15 protein-coding genes are annotated in these 12,734 nt (G+C 55.1%); 9 read left to right on the forward strand and 6 right to left on the reverse strand.

Annotated elements, in window-relative coordinates; all coding sequences use genetic code 11:
- Nucleotide 1: 1 nt before the first annotated feature.
- From R3F50_15720 to R3F50_15735, 4 genes are read right to left on the reverse strand one after another with little or no spacing between them, the layout of a single operon-like run.
- Nucleotides 2-376, reverse strand: coding sequence for a DUF2069 domain-containing protein (locus R3F50_15720; protein MEZ5491747.1), 375 nt, complete (start codon nucleotides 374-376; stop codon nucleotides 2-4).
- Between the two features lie 38 nt (nucleotides 377-414).
- Nucleotides 415-1,014: an NAD(P)H:quinone oxidoreductase gene (gene wrbA, locus R3F50_15725; GenBank protein ID MEZ5491748.1), complete on the reverse strand. Its 600-nt coding sequence runs from the start codon at nucleotides 1,012-1,014 to the stop codon at nucleotides 415-417.
- On the reverse strand, nucleotides 1,015-1,374 hold the full coding sequence (gene arsC, locus R3F50_15730; protein MEZ5491749.1) for an arsenate reductase (glutaredoxin): 360 nt from the start codon (nucleotides 1,372-1,374) through the stop codon (nucleotides 1,015-1,017).
- Nucleotides 1,375-1,386: 12 nt separating this feature from the next.
- Nucleotides 1,387-2,724, reverse strand: coding sequence for a YihY/virulence factor BrkB family protein (locus tag R3F50_15735; protein MEZ5491750.1), 1,338 nt, complete (start codon nucleotides 2,722-2,724; stop codon nucleotides 1,387-1,389).
- Between the two features lie 105 nt (nucleotides 2,725-2,829).
- Here R3F50_15735 and R3F50_15740 point away from each other — a divergent pair, with 105 nt between their 5' ends.
- Nucleotides 2,830-3,111, forward strand: a complete 282-nt coding sequence (locus R3F50_15740) for an acylphosphatase (protein ID MEZ5491751.1) — start codon at nucleotides 2,830-2,832, stop codon at nucleotides 3,109-3,111.
- Nucleotides 3,112-3,201: 90 nt separating this feature from the next.
- Here the strand turns inward: R3F50_15740 and R3F50_15745 are convergent, their stop codons facing one another.
- Together R3F50_15745 and R3F50_15750 are read right to left on the reverse strand one after the other, a co-directional pair.
- Nucleotides 3,202-4,944, reverse strand: coding sequence for a proline--tRNA ligase (locus R3F50_15745; GenBank protein ID MEZ5491752.1), 1,743 nt, complete (start codon nucleotides 4,942-4,944; stop codon nucleotides 3,202-3,204).
- A 107-nt stretch (nucleotides 4,945-5,051) separates the two neighbouring features.
- Nucleotides 5,052-5,444, reverse strand: coding sequence for an HU family DNA-binding protein (locus R3F50_15750; GenBank protein MEZ5491753.1), 393 nt, complete (start codon nucleotides 5,442-5,444; stop codon nucleotides 5,052-5,054).
- Nucleotides 5,445-6,150: 706 nt separating this feature from the next.
- On the opposite strand from R3F50_15750, the gene R3F50_15755 reads away from it, so the two are divergent.
- The 8 genes from R3F50_15755 (at nucleotide 6,151) to R3F50_15790 (ending at nucleotide 12,732) form a co-directional block, all read left to right on the forward strand.
- Nucleotides 6,151-6,495: a zinc ribbon domain-containing protein gene (locus R3F50_15755; GenBank protein MEZ5491754.1), complete on the forward strand. Its 345-nt coding sequence runs from the start codon at nucleotides 6,151-6,153 to the stop codon at nucleotides 6,493-6,495.
- 47 nt (nucleotides 6,496-6,542) lie between these two features.
- Nucleotides 6,543-8,312 (forward strand): aspartate--tRNA ligase, encoded by a 1,770-nt coding sequence (aspS, locus tag R3F50_15760; protein MEZ5491755.1) that lies wholly within the window; start codon nucleotides 6,543-6,545, stop codon nucleotides 8,310-8,312.
- 29 nt (nucleotides 8,313-8,341) lie between these two features.
- The gene (locus R3F50_15765; GenBank protein ID MEZ5491756.1) at nucleotides 8,342-9,094 is read left to right on the forward strand and encodes a YebC/PmpR family DNA-binding transcriptional regulator; all 753 of its coding nucleotides are present in this window, start codon (nucleotides 8,342-8,344) and stop codon (nucleotides 9,092-9,094) included.
- 21 nt (nucleotides 9,095-9,115) lie between these two features.
- Entirely contained in the window at nucleotides 9,116-9,637 is a 522-nt protein-coding gene (gene ruvC, locus R3F50_15770; protein ID MEZ5491757.1) for a crossover junction endodeoxyribonuclease RuvC, read from the forward strand.
- Nucleotides 9,638-9,667: 30 nt separating this feature from the next.
- Nucleotides 9,668-10,285, forward strand: a complete 618-nt coding sequence (gene ruvA / locus R3F50_15775; GenBank protein MEZ5491758.1) for a Holliday junction branch migration protein RuvA — start codon at nucleotides 9,668-9,670, stop codon at nucleotides 10,283-10,285.
- Between the two features lie 2 nt (nucleotides 10,286-10,287).
- Nucleotides 10,288-11,319, forward strand: coding sequence for a Holliday junction branch migration DNA helicase RuvB (gene ruvB / locus R3F50_15780; GenBank protein ID MEZ5491759.1), 1,032 nt, complete (start codon nucleotides 10,288-10,290; stop codon nucleotides 11,317-11,319).
- A gap of 232 nt (nucleotides 11,320-11,551) precedes the next feature.
- Entirely contained in the window at nucleotides 11,552-12,238 is a 687-nt protein-coding gene (gene tolQ, locus R3F50_15785) for a protein TolQ (GenBank protein MEZ5491760.1), read from the forward strand.
- A 56-nt stretch (nucleotides 12,239-12,294) separates the two neighbouring features.
- Complete coding sequence (locus R3F50_15790; protein MEZ5491761.1) at nucleotides 12,295-12,732, forward strand: ExbD/TolR family protein; 438 nt, start codon at nucleotides 12,295-12,297, stop codon at nucleotides 12,730-12,732.
- The last annotated feature ends 2 nt before the right edge of the window (nucleotides 12,733-12,734 follow it).

A 12,734-nucleotide genomic window follows, 5' to 3' on the forward strand; every position in this document is an offset into this window, starting at 1 on the left:
ATCAGGAGTCAGCCCCCGCTGGTGGGCGGTTAACCCGGATAAATACGATCAGTGCCACGAACAGCAGACAGCAGAAGGCCGTTTCAACGAGACCAATGAGCAGTTTGCCGGGCGTGAAGGCAGCGAGTACGCCATGTATGAAATACATCAGTACAACAAAACTCAGCCAGACATAGGCGCGCACACGGGAGTGATGCAGACCGCGAGCGAAGATCAACAATGGCGCTGTCTGAATCAGCCAGATCACCAGGGTCGTTATGGTCAGTCCGGTCGTCATTGCGAGGCTGTTGAAGAACAGGCTCAGGATTAAACCGTAGTATCCGGTGAGGACGAGAAAGCGGCAGTTGTCCCGGGTTGGAGAAAAAGAAATTGACATGATACCTTCAGGTTGGTGGTTGACGGTTTGATAACTGTTCAGTTACCCAGCTTAATGGCCAGTTCAGCAATACGCCTGCCCATGGCCAGGCACAGCCGGGTCTCCACTTCGCTGACTGTTAGATTACTGTCCGGGCCGGCGTGATGACTTGGGCCATAGGGCGTACCCCCTCCCGTCGTGTTGTTAAGTTCCGGGTGTGTAAAGGGAAGCCCGCAAACGATCATGCCGTGATGCAGCAGGGGGTTCAGCATGGAGAGCAGAGTGCTTTCCTGGCCCCCGTGTAAGGAGGAGGTGGAGGTGAATACGGCCGCAGGTTTGTTGATCAACGCGCCGGAAACCCAGAGGCCGCCGCTGGAATCCAGGAAGTATTTCAGGGGCGCCGCCATGTTTCCGAACCGTGTCGGACTTCCCATTATCAGCCCCGCACAATCACGCAGATCCTCTTCGCTGCAGTAGATCGCGCCCTGCTCCGGAATGGCGGCTTCAGTGGCTTCGTTGTTGGGGGATACGGCTGGCACGGTCCGGATTCTGGCCTCGACGTTCGGCACCTGTTCGACACCCCGGGCGATAAGCCTGGCCATCTCTGCCGTAGCGCCATGGCGGCTGTAGTAGAGTACCAGCACGTAGGGCGAGTCCATTTACAGCTCCTCGATAAACGGTAACACGGCTTCCGGTGGTCTGCCGATAATAGCTTTGCTGTCCGCGATGACTATCGGTCTTTGCAACAGTACCGGATGCTCAGCCAGCAGATCCAGTATTATGGCGTCCGCCAGGCTGCTGTCATCCAACCCCAGTTGCTCGAATTCGGGTTCGCTTCGGCGCAGTACATCACGGACATTCAGGCCAAGTTTATTCAGCAGACTCTTCAGGGTCTGTACGTCAGGTGGGTTATCCATGTAATAGATAACTTCCGGCTCGATGTCATTCTGCTCCAGGAGTGCCAGGACGGCTCTGGACTTGGAGCAGTCCGGGTTGTGATAAAGCGTCACAGTGGTCATAAGGTTTGTTCTCTAAGCGCTGTCAACAAATTTTTGACTGCCCAGTTGCTGTTCGGCAACCAGGTCAACCTTGCGGAGGAATTCCTGTACCTGCTGATATTCAGGCAGCTGGCAGTTCTCCTGTAAATCGCCGGCCTGGGCAGACCTCAGACTGCGCCAGATTTCGTATAAGGTGCAATCCTCTACGCTGACGGCGGGCAGGTAGCGGGGTGGATCATCACCGGTCCGTGCCAGCAAACCAGTCTGTACAAGATGGCGAAGAATACGTTCACTGACCAGTTGTCCGATTCCCAGGCGGGTGGCGATTGCCTCGTCACTGAGGGGGGATTTGCGGTTCTGGAAGCGGTGGATCACCAGGGCAGCCACCGCCAGGGTCAACTGTTCCTGTTGGTTGATGCTCATGGGCAGAGGCTTGCGACCGGTTCGGGTTTTACCGGGATGCTGATGGTAGTAGGCAATATCCGCTCCCAATAGTGCGACCAGCCAGCCTACATAGGCGAAAATCATGACTACCAAGACGGTGGCAAATGCCAGATAGATAGACTCCCGTGCCGCGCCGATCAAAAAGTTACTGAAGATCGCCCCCATCAATTTCCAGCTGATAGTGGTTACGATTCCGCCGATGAATGCGGAGGAGAAGCGCACCTTGGTGTTGGGCAGGAAGCTATAGGCAAAGGCGAACGCCAGTGACATAAAGAGTAACGGAAACAGAAAGGCAAACAAGCTGATAATCAGTCCACCAAAGGCCAGTCGGTCCAGGTAGTTGGTGACAAACACCGTATTGAACGAGGAGGTGATGCTGATTGAAATGAAGATCAGCAGGGGGCTCACTATTACGGCAAACAAGTACTCGCTGATGCGGCTGGACAGGGATCGCCCCTGACTGACATTCCAGATGTAGTTGAAGCACGATTCAATCTTGCGCATCATCTCCAGCACCAGGTAGATCAGCACTCCCATGCTGGTAATGCCGATGACGCCCACCTGAATATTGTCAACAAAGTCGATTATCTGACTGACTACTTCTTCGCGGCGGTCTCCCAGTGCATCCAGCAGCGTATTCAGTGCGGGTTCCATGGCGTTATGCACGCCCAGGCTTTTCAGTACCGCAAAGATCAGTGCCAGAGTGGGAATGAATCCAAGCACTGTGGAGTACACCAGGCTCATGGCCCGCAGGCTCAACTGTCCCTCCGACATGTCTCGGCCGATGGCGAACAGGATCTGCGCGCTTCTGACCAGAATGCGTCTCCACAGCGGCATAGTCTTCAGATCCTGTCCCCACAGAAACTGGTCAGCCCGCTGCTTCAGTGAGTGGCTTAGTTGGGATATCTGTAGTTTGTCGAAGGCCATGTCTGGTTGTCAGGATGCAAGAGAGAGGTCATTATACGGTATCCGGATGTCATCACCAGTGGCCGTATTGCGGCACATATCCCACTTACAACCGGGGAATCCGCTATGCACGAGACGCACTTGACACTACATGGTTTCGTGGCCGGCCGAGTCCAGGGTGTGTTTTTTCGCGCCGAGACCCGACGTAAGGCCCAGGAACTGGGGCTGGACGGTTGGGTCAGAAACCTGGCTGACGGTCGCGTCGAGCTGCTTATCAGCGGGCCAGCTGCCAGGCTGGCGAACATGCAGGACTGGCTGCGCCGGGGCCCCCGCCTGGCGAGGGTTGATGAGTTGAGTCTGCAGCCTGTCAACTCAGCACCCGGGCAGGGGTTTGTTGTGCGGGAGTGATTTCTGCCGGGGGCTGCCACCAGCGACTGGAAAGGCCCCCGCAGGAGGCAGATCAGTCACTGCCCGATCGTTGTGACGAGAATTGCAGTTTCAAACCTTTCCTGCTCGCTCCCGGATGTAATCCAGAAAGTCTTCCACCGGCACCATGTGTTTGTCAGGATCGGTGCGATTTTTATATTCGACTACCCCATCCGCAAGCGAGCGGGGAGAAATCACCACACGATGCGGGAATCCGATCAGCTCAGCATCGGCAAACTTTACCCCGGCGCTGATTTTCTTGTCACGGTCATCAAGCAGAACTTCGATGCCGGACTCCGCAGCCTGCTGGTAGATGCGCTCCGAAATGCTGGTGACCTGTTCTGATTTATGCGCGTCTATGGGAATCACCACGAGCTGAAACGGTGCAATATTTTCCGGCCAGATAATGCCCCTGTCGTCATGGCGCTGTTCAATACAGGCCGCTACGATCCGGGTCACTCCGATGCCATAGCAACCCATGGTCATGGTGGCGCTGCGGCCGTTTTCGTCCAGCACATCGGCTTTCATGGCCTCGCTGTACTTGGTGCCCAGTTGGAATATGTGTCCCACCTCGATGCCACGCTTGATCGACAGGTTGGAACTGCCATCCAGGGTAAAATCGCCTTCCTGAATTGAACGCAGATCCGCGCTGCGATCGAAGTGGCAGTCAGTCTGCCAATTGGCATTGACCAGGTGTCGCCCGGCCTGGTTTGCCCCGCAGACGAAGTTCTGCATGGCGCTCACGCTGTGATCGGCCAGGGTGAGAATATCCTTGCGCAGGGGGCCCAGATTGCCAGGTTTACAGCCGATGGCCAGCTCGATCTCCTCATCGCTAGCGAAACAGAGCGGTGAGCGAATTTCCGGAATTTTCGCGGCCTTGGTCTCATTCAGCTCCTGGTCTCCCCGTAACACCAGGGCCACCAGGGGTGCGGGGTTATCTTTCTCACCCAGATCGGCGCCATGGACAACCAGCGTTTTCAGCATGCCCCGGGCTGAACGCTGCAGACGTTGTGCTAATTCTTCAATCGAGTGAGCATCTCCGGTTTCCACCAGCTCGGCAGTCAGATTGCCTTCCGGCGTATCGGCTGGTAGCGCAGGGGTCCCCTCGGCCATTTCAATATTGGCGGCGTAGTCGCCTGTGGCAGAAAAAACTATCTGATCTTCGCCCGAGTCGGCCAGCACATGAAATTCATGTGACAGGGCGCCGCCGATGTTTCCAGAGTCTGCCAGCACCGCCCGGTACTCAAAACCAAGGCGGTCAAAGATGTTGCAATAGACCTGGTACATCTGCTGATAGGTGGAGTCAAGGGACTCCTGGTCAATATGGAACGAGTAGGCATCTTTCATGAGAAATTCCCGCGCTCGCATTACACCGAAGCGGGGGCGGCGCTCGTCACGAAACTTGGTCTGAATCTGGTAAAAAGTGGCAGGCAGCTGCTTATAGCTGTTGAACTCGTTCCGTACCAGGTCGGTGATGACTTCTTCGTGGGTCGGCCCAAGGCAGAATTCCCTTTCGTGACGATCCACGAAGCGTAACAATTCAGGACCCATGACTTCCCAACGCCCCGACTCCTGCCACAGATCGGCTGATTGAACGACAGGCATGGAGACCTCCATGGCGCCTGCCTTGTCCATTTCGTCGCGGATGATGTGCGTTACCTTTTGCAGGACGCGCCAGCCCATGGGCAGCCAGGTATACATTCCACTTGCCAGCTTGCGTATCAGGCCGGCCCTTAACATCAGTTGGTGGCTGATGATTTCCGCGTCGGCGGGTGTCTCTTTCACGGTGGCAATCAGGTAATGGGTAGCGCGCATTATGCTGTCCTCAAAACAGAAAGGCAGCCCTCTGGGCTGCCTTTGTGACTCGGGCAAAATGGTACTTTACAGACGGTACCATCAATGCCATTGAGTGGATTGAACCCTTACTGGGCGAATTCTTTCAGCTTTTTCAGAGGCAGAACTTTAACCCGTGTTGACGCTGCTTTACGCGGGATATCCATTGTTTCGCCGGGCTTGAACGGGTTGGGGACGTTCTTGCGGGCAGGGCGCGCCGGGCGTACGACAGACTTGATTTTAAGCAGGCCGGGCAGAGTGAATTCACCAACCGCACGCTTGCGAATGTGGCGCTCTATGACGGTGCTCAGTTCATCAAGTACGGCAGAAACCTGTTTCTTGGAGAGGTCGGTATTCTGAGCAATTTCATTCAGAATTTCAGTCTTGGTGTATTTCTTTGCTACAGCAGGAGCTCGTCGTGGCGCTGCGGCAGCTGATTTTTTCGCTGCGGCTTTTTTAGAAGGTGCTTTTTTGACAGCCATAGTGGAATCTCTTTCTCTTGATAGATGAAAACAAACAGTGTTCTTTAACAATTCTTCGGTCGACCCTGCCGGGAAAGCGCGACTGAATATCGTCTAAAGTTATTCGCCCTGGATGAGTTAAGTCATTGCGTGGGTCAGCAAAAAATACTGCCTTCCACAGGGTCGACATTTATAAATCATTCATAAACGGCAAGCAAGTAATAATGTTAATTTCAGACTGAAAAAACCGGTGTTTTTTGCAAAAAAGCCATGCTGGACATGAACCTTTGGCTTTTTAAAAAGTCAAGACTGAACTTCAAAGAAGTCGCTCGCGGCGCCGAACTGTTTGCTGAATTGAAATACCACCTTTGCTGCAGGCGCAAAAATCTGAGTGCCTGCACAATTATCAGGCATTGATTGCAAATCCAGTGCAAGGTGCTGGCCTGGGCGTGCCGCACGCGTGCATACCGGGCGAGCGTTACGCGGGTTACTGCCTTTCCTGCTCCCAGGCTGTCATTGCGAATCCCCCGCCCGGCAGGGTTTTCCGGTAAAAGAAATATGCCGGGGCTTTACTTATTGGGGTATAATCCAGCGCCTTTGATCCGGGGCCTGGCTGTTAGCTCTATTTGTGTTCAGGCACTGTGTTTTATGCATTTTTTTATCCCAGGCGCGAGTTTCTGTAGACGGACGAGACTCGGCCGATGAGTCAAAATGGTGAGACAGCGTTATGCCAATTTATGAGTATCGATGCTCCAAATGTGGTCACCAGTTGGAGGTTCTGCAGAGGATGAGTGAGGATCCGCTGGTGCATTGTCCATCGTGTCAGGAAGATGGATTGCAGAAACTGGTATCGGCCGCCAGCTTTCGCCTCAAAGGCGGCGGGTGGTATGAAACGGATTTCAAGAAGGGTAATAAGAAACACCTCGCCGATAGTGGCGATTCGGCCCCTGCCAGCAAGTCTGAGTCGGGCAATGACGCCGCGAAACAGCAACCGAAGGCGGAGTCAAAAACCGGCGGCGATAAAAAGGCCGCCGCTACGAGCGGGCAGACCGGGACAACCAGTAAACAGTAAAAGCCAGTCAGCTGAAGTGGACAAATCAGGAACAGGACGGATAGACGATGCGCAGTCATTATTGTGGAGAACTCAATGAAACTCAGGTGGGAGAGGAGGTAAGCCTCTGCGGCTGGGTGCACAGGCGACGGGATCACGGTGGCGTCATTTTTCTTGATTTGCGTGATCGAGACGGTATTACCCAGGTCGTCTTTGACCCCGATACCCGTGACAGCTTTGCCGTTGCTGAAGGGGTTAGAAGTGAATTCGTGGTCCAGGTCAAAGGGCGCGTCAGAGAGCGTCCTGAAGGGACGGTCAACCCGGACATGCCCACGGGCAGAATCGAAGTGCTGGGAAAAGAGTTAACGGTACTGAATGCCGCTCAGACCCCACCCATTCAGCTGGATGCTCACGTGGATGTTCACGAGGACATCAGGTTGCGTTACCGCTATATTGATCTGCGTCGCCCCGAGATGGTCGAGAAACTGCGATTCCGTTCCAGGGTAACCAGCAGTATTCGTAATTTTCTCGATCACAACGGGTTTCTCGATATTGAAACTCCGATTCTTACCCGGGCCACTCCCGAAGGGGCGCGGGATTACCTGGTTCCCAGCAGGACCCATGAGGGGCGGTTTTTTGCCCTGCCCCAGTCACCGCAGCTGTTCAAGCAGATTCTGATGGCAGCAGGGATGGATCGCTACTACCAGATCGCCAAGTGTTTTCGGGACGAGGATCTGCGAGCCGATCGACAACCGGAATTTACTCAGGTGGATATCGAAACCTCGTTCATGAACGAGGACCAGATCATGACGGTGACGGAGGAAATGATCAGGCAGGTGTTCAAGGCACATCTGGATGTGGATCTGGGTGAGTTTCCCCGCATGACCTACGAGGAAGCCATGCTTCGTTATGGGTCTGATAAGCCGGATCTGCGCATCGCGCTGGAACTGGTTGATATTTCCGATCTGATGCAGGCAGTGGATTTCAAGGTGTTCAGTGCGCCGGCCAAGGACCCTGAGAGCCGTGTTGTGGCCATGCTGGTGCCTGGCGGCGCCAAGCTGAGCCGCAAGGAAATCGACGATTACACCAAATTTGTGGGCATTTACGGCGCCAAGGGGCTGGCCTGGATCAAGGTCAACGAGGTGGCAGCGGGTCTGGAAGGTCTCCAGTCACCGATTATTAAATTCATGCCGGAGGATACTGTCCGGGAGTTGATGCAGCGTCTCAACGCGGCGGATGGCGACATCGTGTTCTTTGGCGCCGATAAGGCCAATGTGGTCAACGAGGCAATCGGGGCCCTGCGGGTCCGGGTTGGTCACGATCTCGGCCAGGTTGCTGCCGGGTGGGCACCCTTGTGGGTAATCGATTTTCCCATGTTCGAAAAAGACAGCGCTGGCAACCTGACGCCGCTTCATCATCCGTTCACCTCTCCTTCCTGCAGTACCGAGGAACTGGCAGCCAATCCTGCGTCAGCCCTGTCACGGGCCTATGACATGGTATTGAACGGCACCGAGCTGGGCGGAGGGTCAATTCGTATCAATGTGCCGGAGACCCAGCAGGTTGTGTTCAAGGTTCTTGGCATCGGTAAAGAAGAAGCCAGGGAAAAATTCGGATTTCTGCTGGATGCGCTGAGATTTGGCTGTCCACCCCATGGTGGAATAGCCTTCGGGCTGGACCGGTTGATTATGTTGATGACCGGGGCCACATCGATTCGCGAGGTGATAGCCTTCCCTAAGACCCAGTCGGCTGCCTGCCTGTTGACGGATGCGCCCGGACAGGTGTCGAGTGAGCAGTTGAAGGAGCTCAGCATCCGGGTAAGGGAGCGGGTGAAGGAATAACAGCAACCGACTGGAGGGTGGAGTAAGTTATGGCCGGGCATAGCAAATGGGCGAATATCAAGCACCGCAAAGCGGGACAGGACGCCAAGCGGGGCAAGATATTCACCAAGATAATCCGGGAACTCACAGTGGCAGCCAAGATGGGTGGGGGCGCTGTAGCGGATAACCCGCGCCTGCGAGCTGTCATGGACAAGGCTCTGGCTGCGAACATGACACGGGACACCATCGACCGCGCCATCGCCAGAGGCGCCGGCACCGCCGAAAGTGATAATCTCGAGGAGCTGGTTTACGAAGGCTATGGGCCCGGTGGTATCGCTGTGCTGGTTGAGACCCTCACCGACAATAAAAACCGCACAGTGGCAGAAGTGCGACACGGATTTTCCAAATTCGGGGGCAGTTTGGGAACGTCAGGTTCAGTATCTTATATGTTTGAACGCACCGGCGTGGTTTCTTTTCCCCCGGGCAGTGATGAAGAAGAGCTGCTGGATGTGGCTCTGGAAGCCGGCGCCCACGACGTGGTGACCAATGACGATGGCAGTGTCGATGTGATGACCACACTGGAAACTTTCGGTGCAGTAAAAGACGCATTGGCCGAAAAAGGATTGCAGCCTGCCAGTGCCGAGGTCACCATGCTGGCGGCCAATGAGCTGGACCTGGATCTTGAAGCCGCCCAGTCTCTGCTGAAACTGGTCGAGCATCTGGAAGACCTTGATGATGTTCAGAATGTCTATACCAATGCGAATATTTCGGACGAGGTCATGGGTCAGCTGTCAGACGGCTGACTTCCTGGTCATGGTCTTTACATGGCACTGATCCTGGGGATAGATCCAGGTTCTCGGGTTACCGGTTACGGCCTGGTTAATGCAAATGGTAACCGACTTGCCTATGTCGGCTGTGGGTTCATAAAAACCGACGCCGGTCCCCTGCCAGAGCGTCTGCAGCAGATTTTCGTCGGCCTGAATGAAGTGATCGAGCGATACTGCCCCCAGCAGGCCGCTATCGAAGAGGTGTTCATGGGGCGCAATGCCGCCTCCGCGCTGAAGCTTGGCCAGGCCCGCGGCAGCGCTATTATTGCCTGTATGCAGCATCAGTTGCCCCTGGAGGAATATTCGGCCAGGAAGGTCAAGCAGGCTCTCGTCGGCCGCGGTGCGGCGGAAAAGCCGCAGGTGCAGCACATGGTAAAGGTGCTGTTGGGTATATCCCAGACACTGCAGGAGGATGCGGCGGATGCCCTGGCAATTGCCATCTGTCACGCCAACACCCAGGCCAATCTGGTGCGCATTGCCGGCGCCAGGCGTTACAGCAACAAGCGTCTGAAAATCTAGGGACCTGGCGCATCCCGGGACACTGATATTGTGATAGGTAGAATTCGCGGAACCCTGATAGACAAGCAGTTGACTGAGATCCTGGTCGATGTCAACGGTATCGGATACGAAATCAGCGTGCCCATGAGCACGCTTTATCAGCTGCCGGAAGTCGGACAGGGACTGGTGCTGCACACGCATCTGGCGGTGCGGGAGGACGCTCAGACGCTCTATGGGTTCATGGAGCTGGCTGAGAAAAAACTGTTCCGGGCGCTGGTCAAGGTAAGTGGGGTGGGGCCCAAACTGGCCCTGGCAATACTCTCCGGGATGGCGGTCGATGAGTTTGTACGTACCGTGAATGCCAATGACGTCGCCTCGCTGGTGAGAATGCCTGGAGTGGGCAAGAAGACCGCCGAAAGGCTGATTATCGAGATGCGGGACCGACTGGCAGAGTGGGGCCCCACGGCATCAGGAGCAGGGGCGGGCAGTCTTGAAGCGGCGTCAGGTCGAGAAGAGGTGCGGATTGCCAGTGAAGCGGAAACCGCCCTGGTCAGCCTGGGTTATAAACCCGCTGAAGCCAGCCGCACCATAGCCCGGGTATTGAAGGAAAACGCGGACATACCGGACAGTGGATCGTTAATTCGGCTGGCATTGAAGAGTATGGCTTGATGATACACGACGAAGATCGGTTGATAGATGCCGCACCACAGGGCAACGAAGAGCGGGTGGACCGCGCCATCCGGCCACTTTACCTGCAGGATTATATCGGCCAGCAGGAAGTAAAGGACCAACTGGATATTTTTATCAATGCCGCCCGTAACCGGGCAGAAGCGCTGGATCATACCCTGGTATTCGGCCCCCCTGGTCTCGGCAAGACCACGCTGGCAAATATAATCGCCAACGAGTTGAACGTATCCATAAAAACCACTTCCGGGCCGGTGCTGGAAAAAGCTGGTGATCTGGCTGCCATGCTCACCAACCTGGATGAGGGGGATGTGCTGTTTATTGACGAGATACACCGACTCAATCCAGCCATCGAAGAAATTCTCTATCCGGCCATGGAAGACTATCAGCTGGATATCATGATAGGTGAGGGGCCCGCAGCGCGTTCTATCAAGCTGGACCTGCCGGCTTTCACGCTGGTAGGAGCAACAACCCGGGCCGGGCTGTTGACCTCGCCGCTGCGGGATCGATTCGGCATCATTCAGCGCCTGGAATTCTACAGCGTGGAAGAGCTCAGCCGGATTGTCACCCGCTCGGCGGGTATTCTTGGCACGGCCATTGAACCTGAGGGCGCCCTGGAAATCGCCAGACGCAGCCGCGGCACGCCCAGGATCGCCAACCGCCTGTTGCGGCGGGTGCGTGATTATTCAGAGGTGAAGGGGGAGGGCTCAATCAATCGTCACTATGCGGACAGGGCGCTTGATATGTTGAGCATAGACCGAAGCGGTTTCGACCAGATGGACAGACGCCTGTTGCTCACCCTGATAGAAAAGTTCGCTGGTGGACCGGTGGGCATAGACAGTCTTGCTGCCGCACTGAGTGAGGAAAGGGAAACGCTGGAAGACGTGGTCGAACCGTTTCTGATCCAGCAGGGGTTTATCATGCGCACGCCGCGGGGACGCATGGTCACCCAGCACGCCTATTCCCACTTCGGAATCAAGCCGCCCAGATCGGCAAAGGATCTGTTCGAGCAGGAATGAAGTTGGCAGTGCCAGGTTCCCAGGCGTCACAATTGCGCCATAATTAGTCATCTCCTGATCAGCATTCACCCCCGTGAGCGTTACAATTGTCGTATTTAATAGGGTTTTACCAAACTATTTGAGTTTTCTGCCGAACTAACAGGATAGTCTCTTGGTTTTCGCAAGGGTTGTGTTACGAGTCGGCTATTTGTCTGCCCGTGGTTGATTGAACGGGCCAGTTGGAGAACAAGCAGTGAATGAATCAATTAGTCCTGTGGAATTGATTTTCGGCGCCAGCTTCGAAGTACAGCTGGTTATTTATGTTTTGCTGCTGCTTTCCATTGTTTCCTGGGTGATGATCGTTCAGCGCTGGATGGTGTTGTCCTCAGCGTCAAAGGGCGTGTTCAGCTTCGAACAGCGCTTCTGGTCGGGCATTGATCTGAGCCAGCTCTATAAGGAAGGCAGTCAGATGCAGAAGGATAATCAGCCGGTTGTCGGGCTGGAGAATATATTCCGCGCCGGGTTTAAAGAGTTCATGCGTCTGCGTCAGAAGAATGACGTTGCCAAGGAAGCCGTTATGGACGGCGCACAGCGGGCCATGCGGGTGGCCTATTCCAGGGAAGAGGAAAAGCTCGAGAAGCATCTGCCATTTCTGGCAACGGTTGGCTCAGTGAGCCCCTATATCGGGCTATTCGGTACTGTCATTGGTATCATGAACGCCTTTCTGGGGCTGGCCACTCAGAGTCAGACGACATTGCAGGCGGTGGCTCCGGGTATTGCCGAAGCGCTGATTGTGACCGCTATCGGGCTGTTTGCGGCAATACCTGCGGTGGTGTCCTATAACCGCTATGCGGCGAACGTAGAATCGATCACCGGTTCCTACAGCACCTTCGCCGACGAATTTTCCAGCATCCTCCATCGCCAGCTTTACAGCGGCTGATGGTCGCCTGGTTGGTGTCAGTGGACCCCGGTACAGAATCAATCTGTTGAGCAAAAATGGATATTATTCGGAAAAAACGCAAGCCCATGAGCGACATCAATGTGGTTCCCTACATTGACGTGATGCTGGTGCTGCTGGTGGTATTCATGGTGACTGCCCCGTTACTGAACCAGGGTATTGACGTGGACCTGCCTCAGGCTAACAATGAGCCGCTGGACATAGACGAAAACCAGGAAACCCTGGTGATTTCTATCACCGAGCAGCAGGAATACTACATCAGCCTGGGCGCCACCACGGAGAATCGTGAACCGGTGACCCTTGAGACCATCGCTCAACAGGTAGCGCAGGTGATCGGTGCTAATCCCGGCATCCAGGTTATGATCGAGGGTGATACCAACGCCAGCTGGGGCACCATGATCGCGCTGATAACCACGCTGCAGAATGCCGGTGTAGCCAACCCTAATTTTATTACTCAACCCCTGCAAAGCCTGTGACG

It is taken from the genome of Gammaproteobacteria bacterium (genome assembly GCA_041395725.1).
Lineage (GTDB): Bacteria > Pseudomonadota > Gammaproteobacteria > Pseudomonadales > Pseudohongiellaceae > NORP240.

What these genes read in the sequence shown, in the direction of transcription:
- R3F50_15790 (MEZ5491761.1), top strand. Translation starts at nt 12,295, where the DNA reads ATGGATATTATTCGGAAAAAACGCAAGCCCATGAGCGACATCAATGTG.
- R3F50_15745 (MEZ5491752.1), bottom strand. Translation starts at nt 4,944, where the DNA reads ATGCGCGCTACCCATTACCTGATTGCCACCGTGAAAGAGACACCCGCC.
- wrbA (MEZ5491748.1), bottom strand. Translation starts at nt 1,014, where the DNA reads ATGGACTCGCCCTACGTGCTGGTACTCTACTACAGCCGCCATGGCGCT.
- R3F50_15755 (MEZ5491754.1), top strand. Translation starts at nt 6,151, where the DNA reads ATGCCAATTTATGAGTATCGATGCTCCAAATGTGGTCACCAGTTGGAG.
- R3F50_15735 (MEZ5491750.1), bottom strand. Translation starts at nt 2,724, where the DNA reads ATGGCCTTCGACAAACTACAGATATCCCAACTAAGCCACTCACTGAAG.
- aspS (MEZ5491755.1), top strand. Translation starts at nt 6,543, where the DNA reads ATGCGCAGTCATTATTGTGGAGAACTCAATGAAACTCAGGTGGGAGAG.
- R3F50_15740 (MEZ5491751.1), top strand. Translation starts at nt 2,830, where the DNA reads ATGCACGAGACGCACTTGACACTACATGGTTTCGTGGCCGGCCGAGTC.
- arsC (MEZ5491749.1), bottom strand. Translation starts at nt 1,374, where the DNA reads ATGACCACTGTGACGCTTTATCACAACCCGGACTGCTCCAAGTCCAGA.
- R3F50_15750 (MEZ5491753.1), bottom strand. Translation starts at nt 5,444, where the DNA reads ATGGCTGTCAAAAAAGCACCTTCTAAAAAAGCCGCAGCGAAAAAATCA.
- ruvC (MEZ5491757.1), top strand. Translation starts at nt 9,116, where the DNA reads ATGGCACTGATCCTGGGGATAGATCCAGGTTCTCGGGTTACCGGTTAC.
- R3F50_15765 (MEZ5491756.1), top strand. Translation starts at nt 8,342, where the DNA reads ATGGCCGGGCATAGCAAATGGGCGAATATCAAGCACCGCAAAGCGGGA.
- R3F50_15720 (MEZ5491747.1), bottom strand. Translation starts at nt 376, where the DNA reads ATGTCAATTTCTTTTTCTCCAACCCGGGACAACTGCCGCTTTCTCGTC.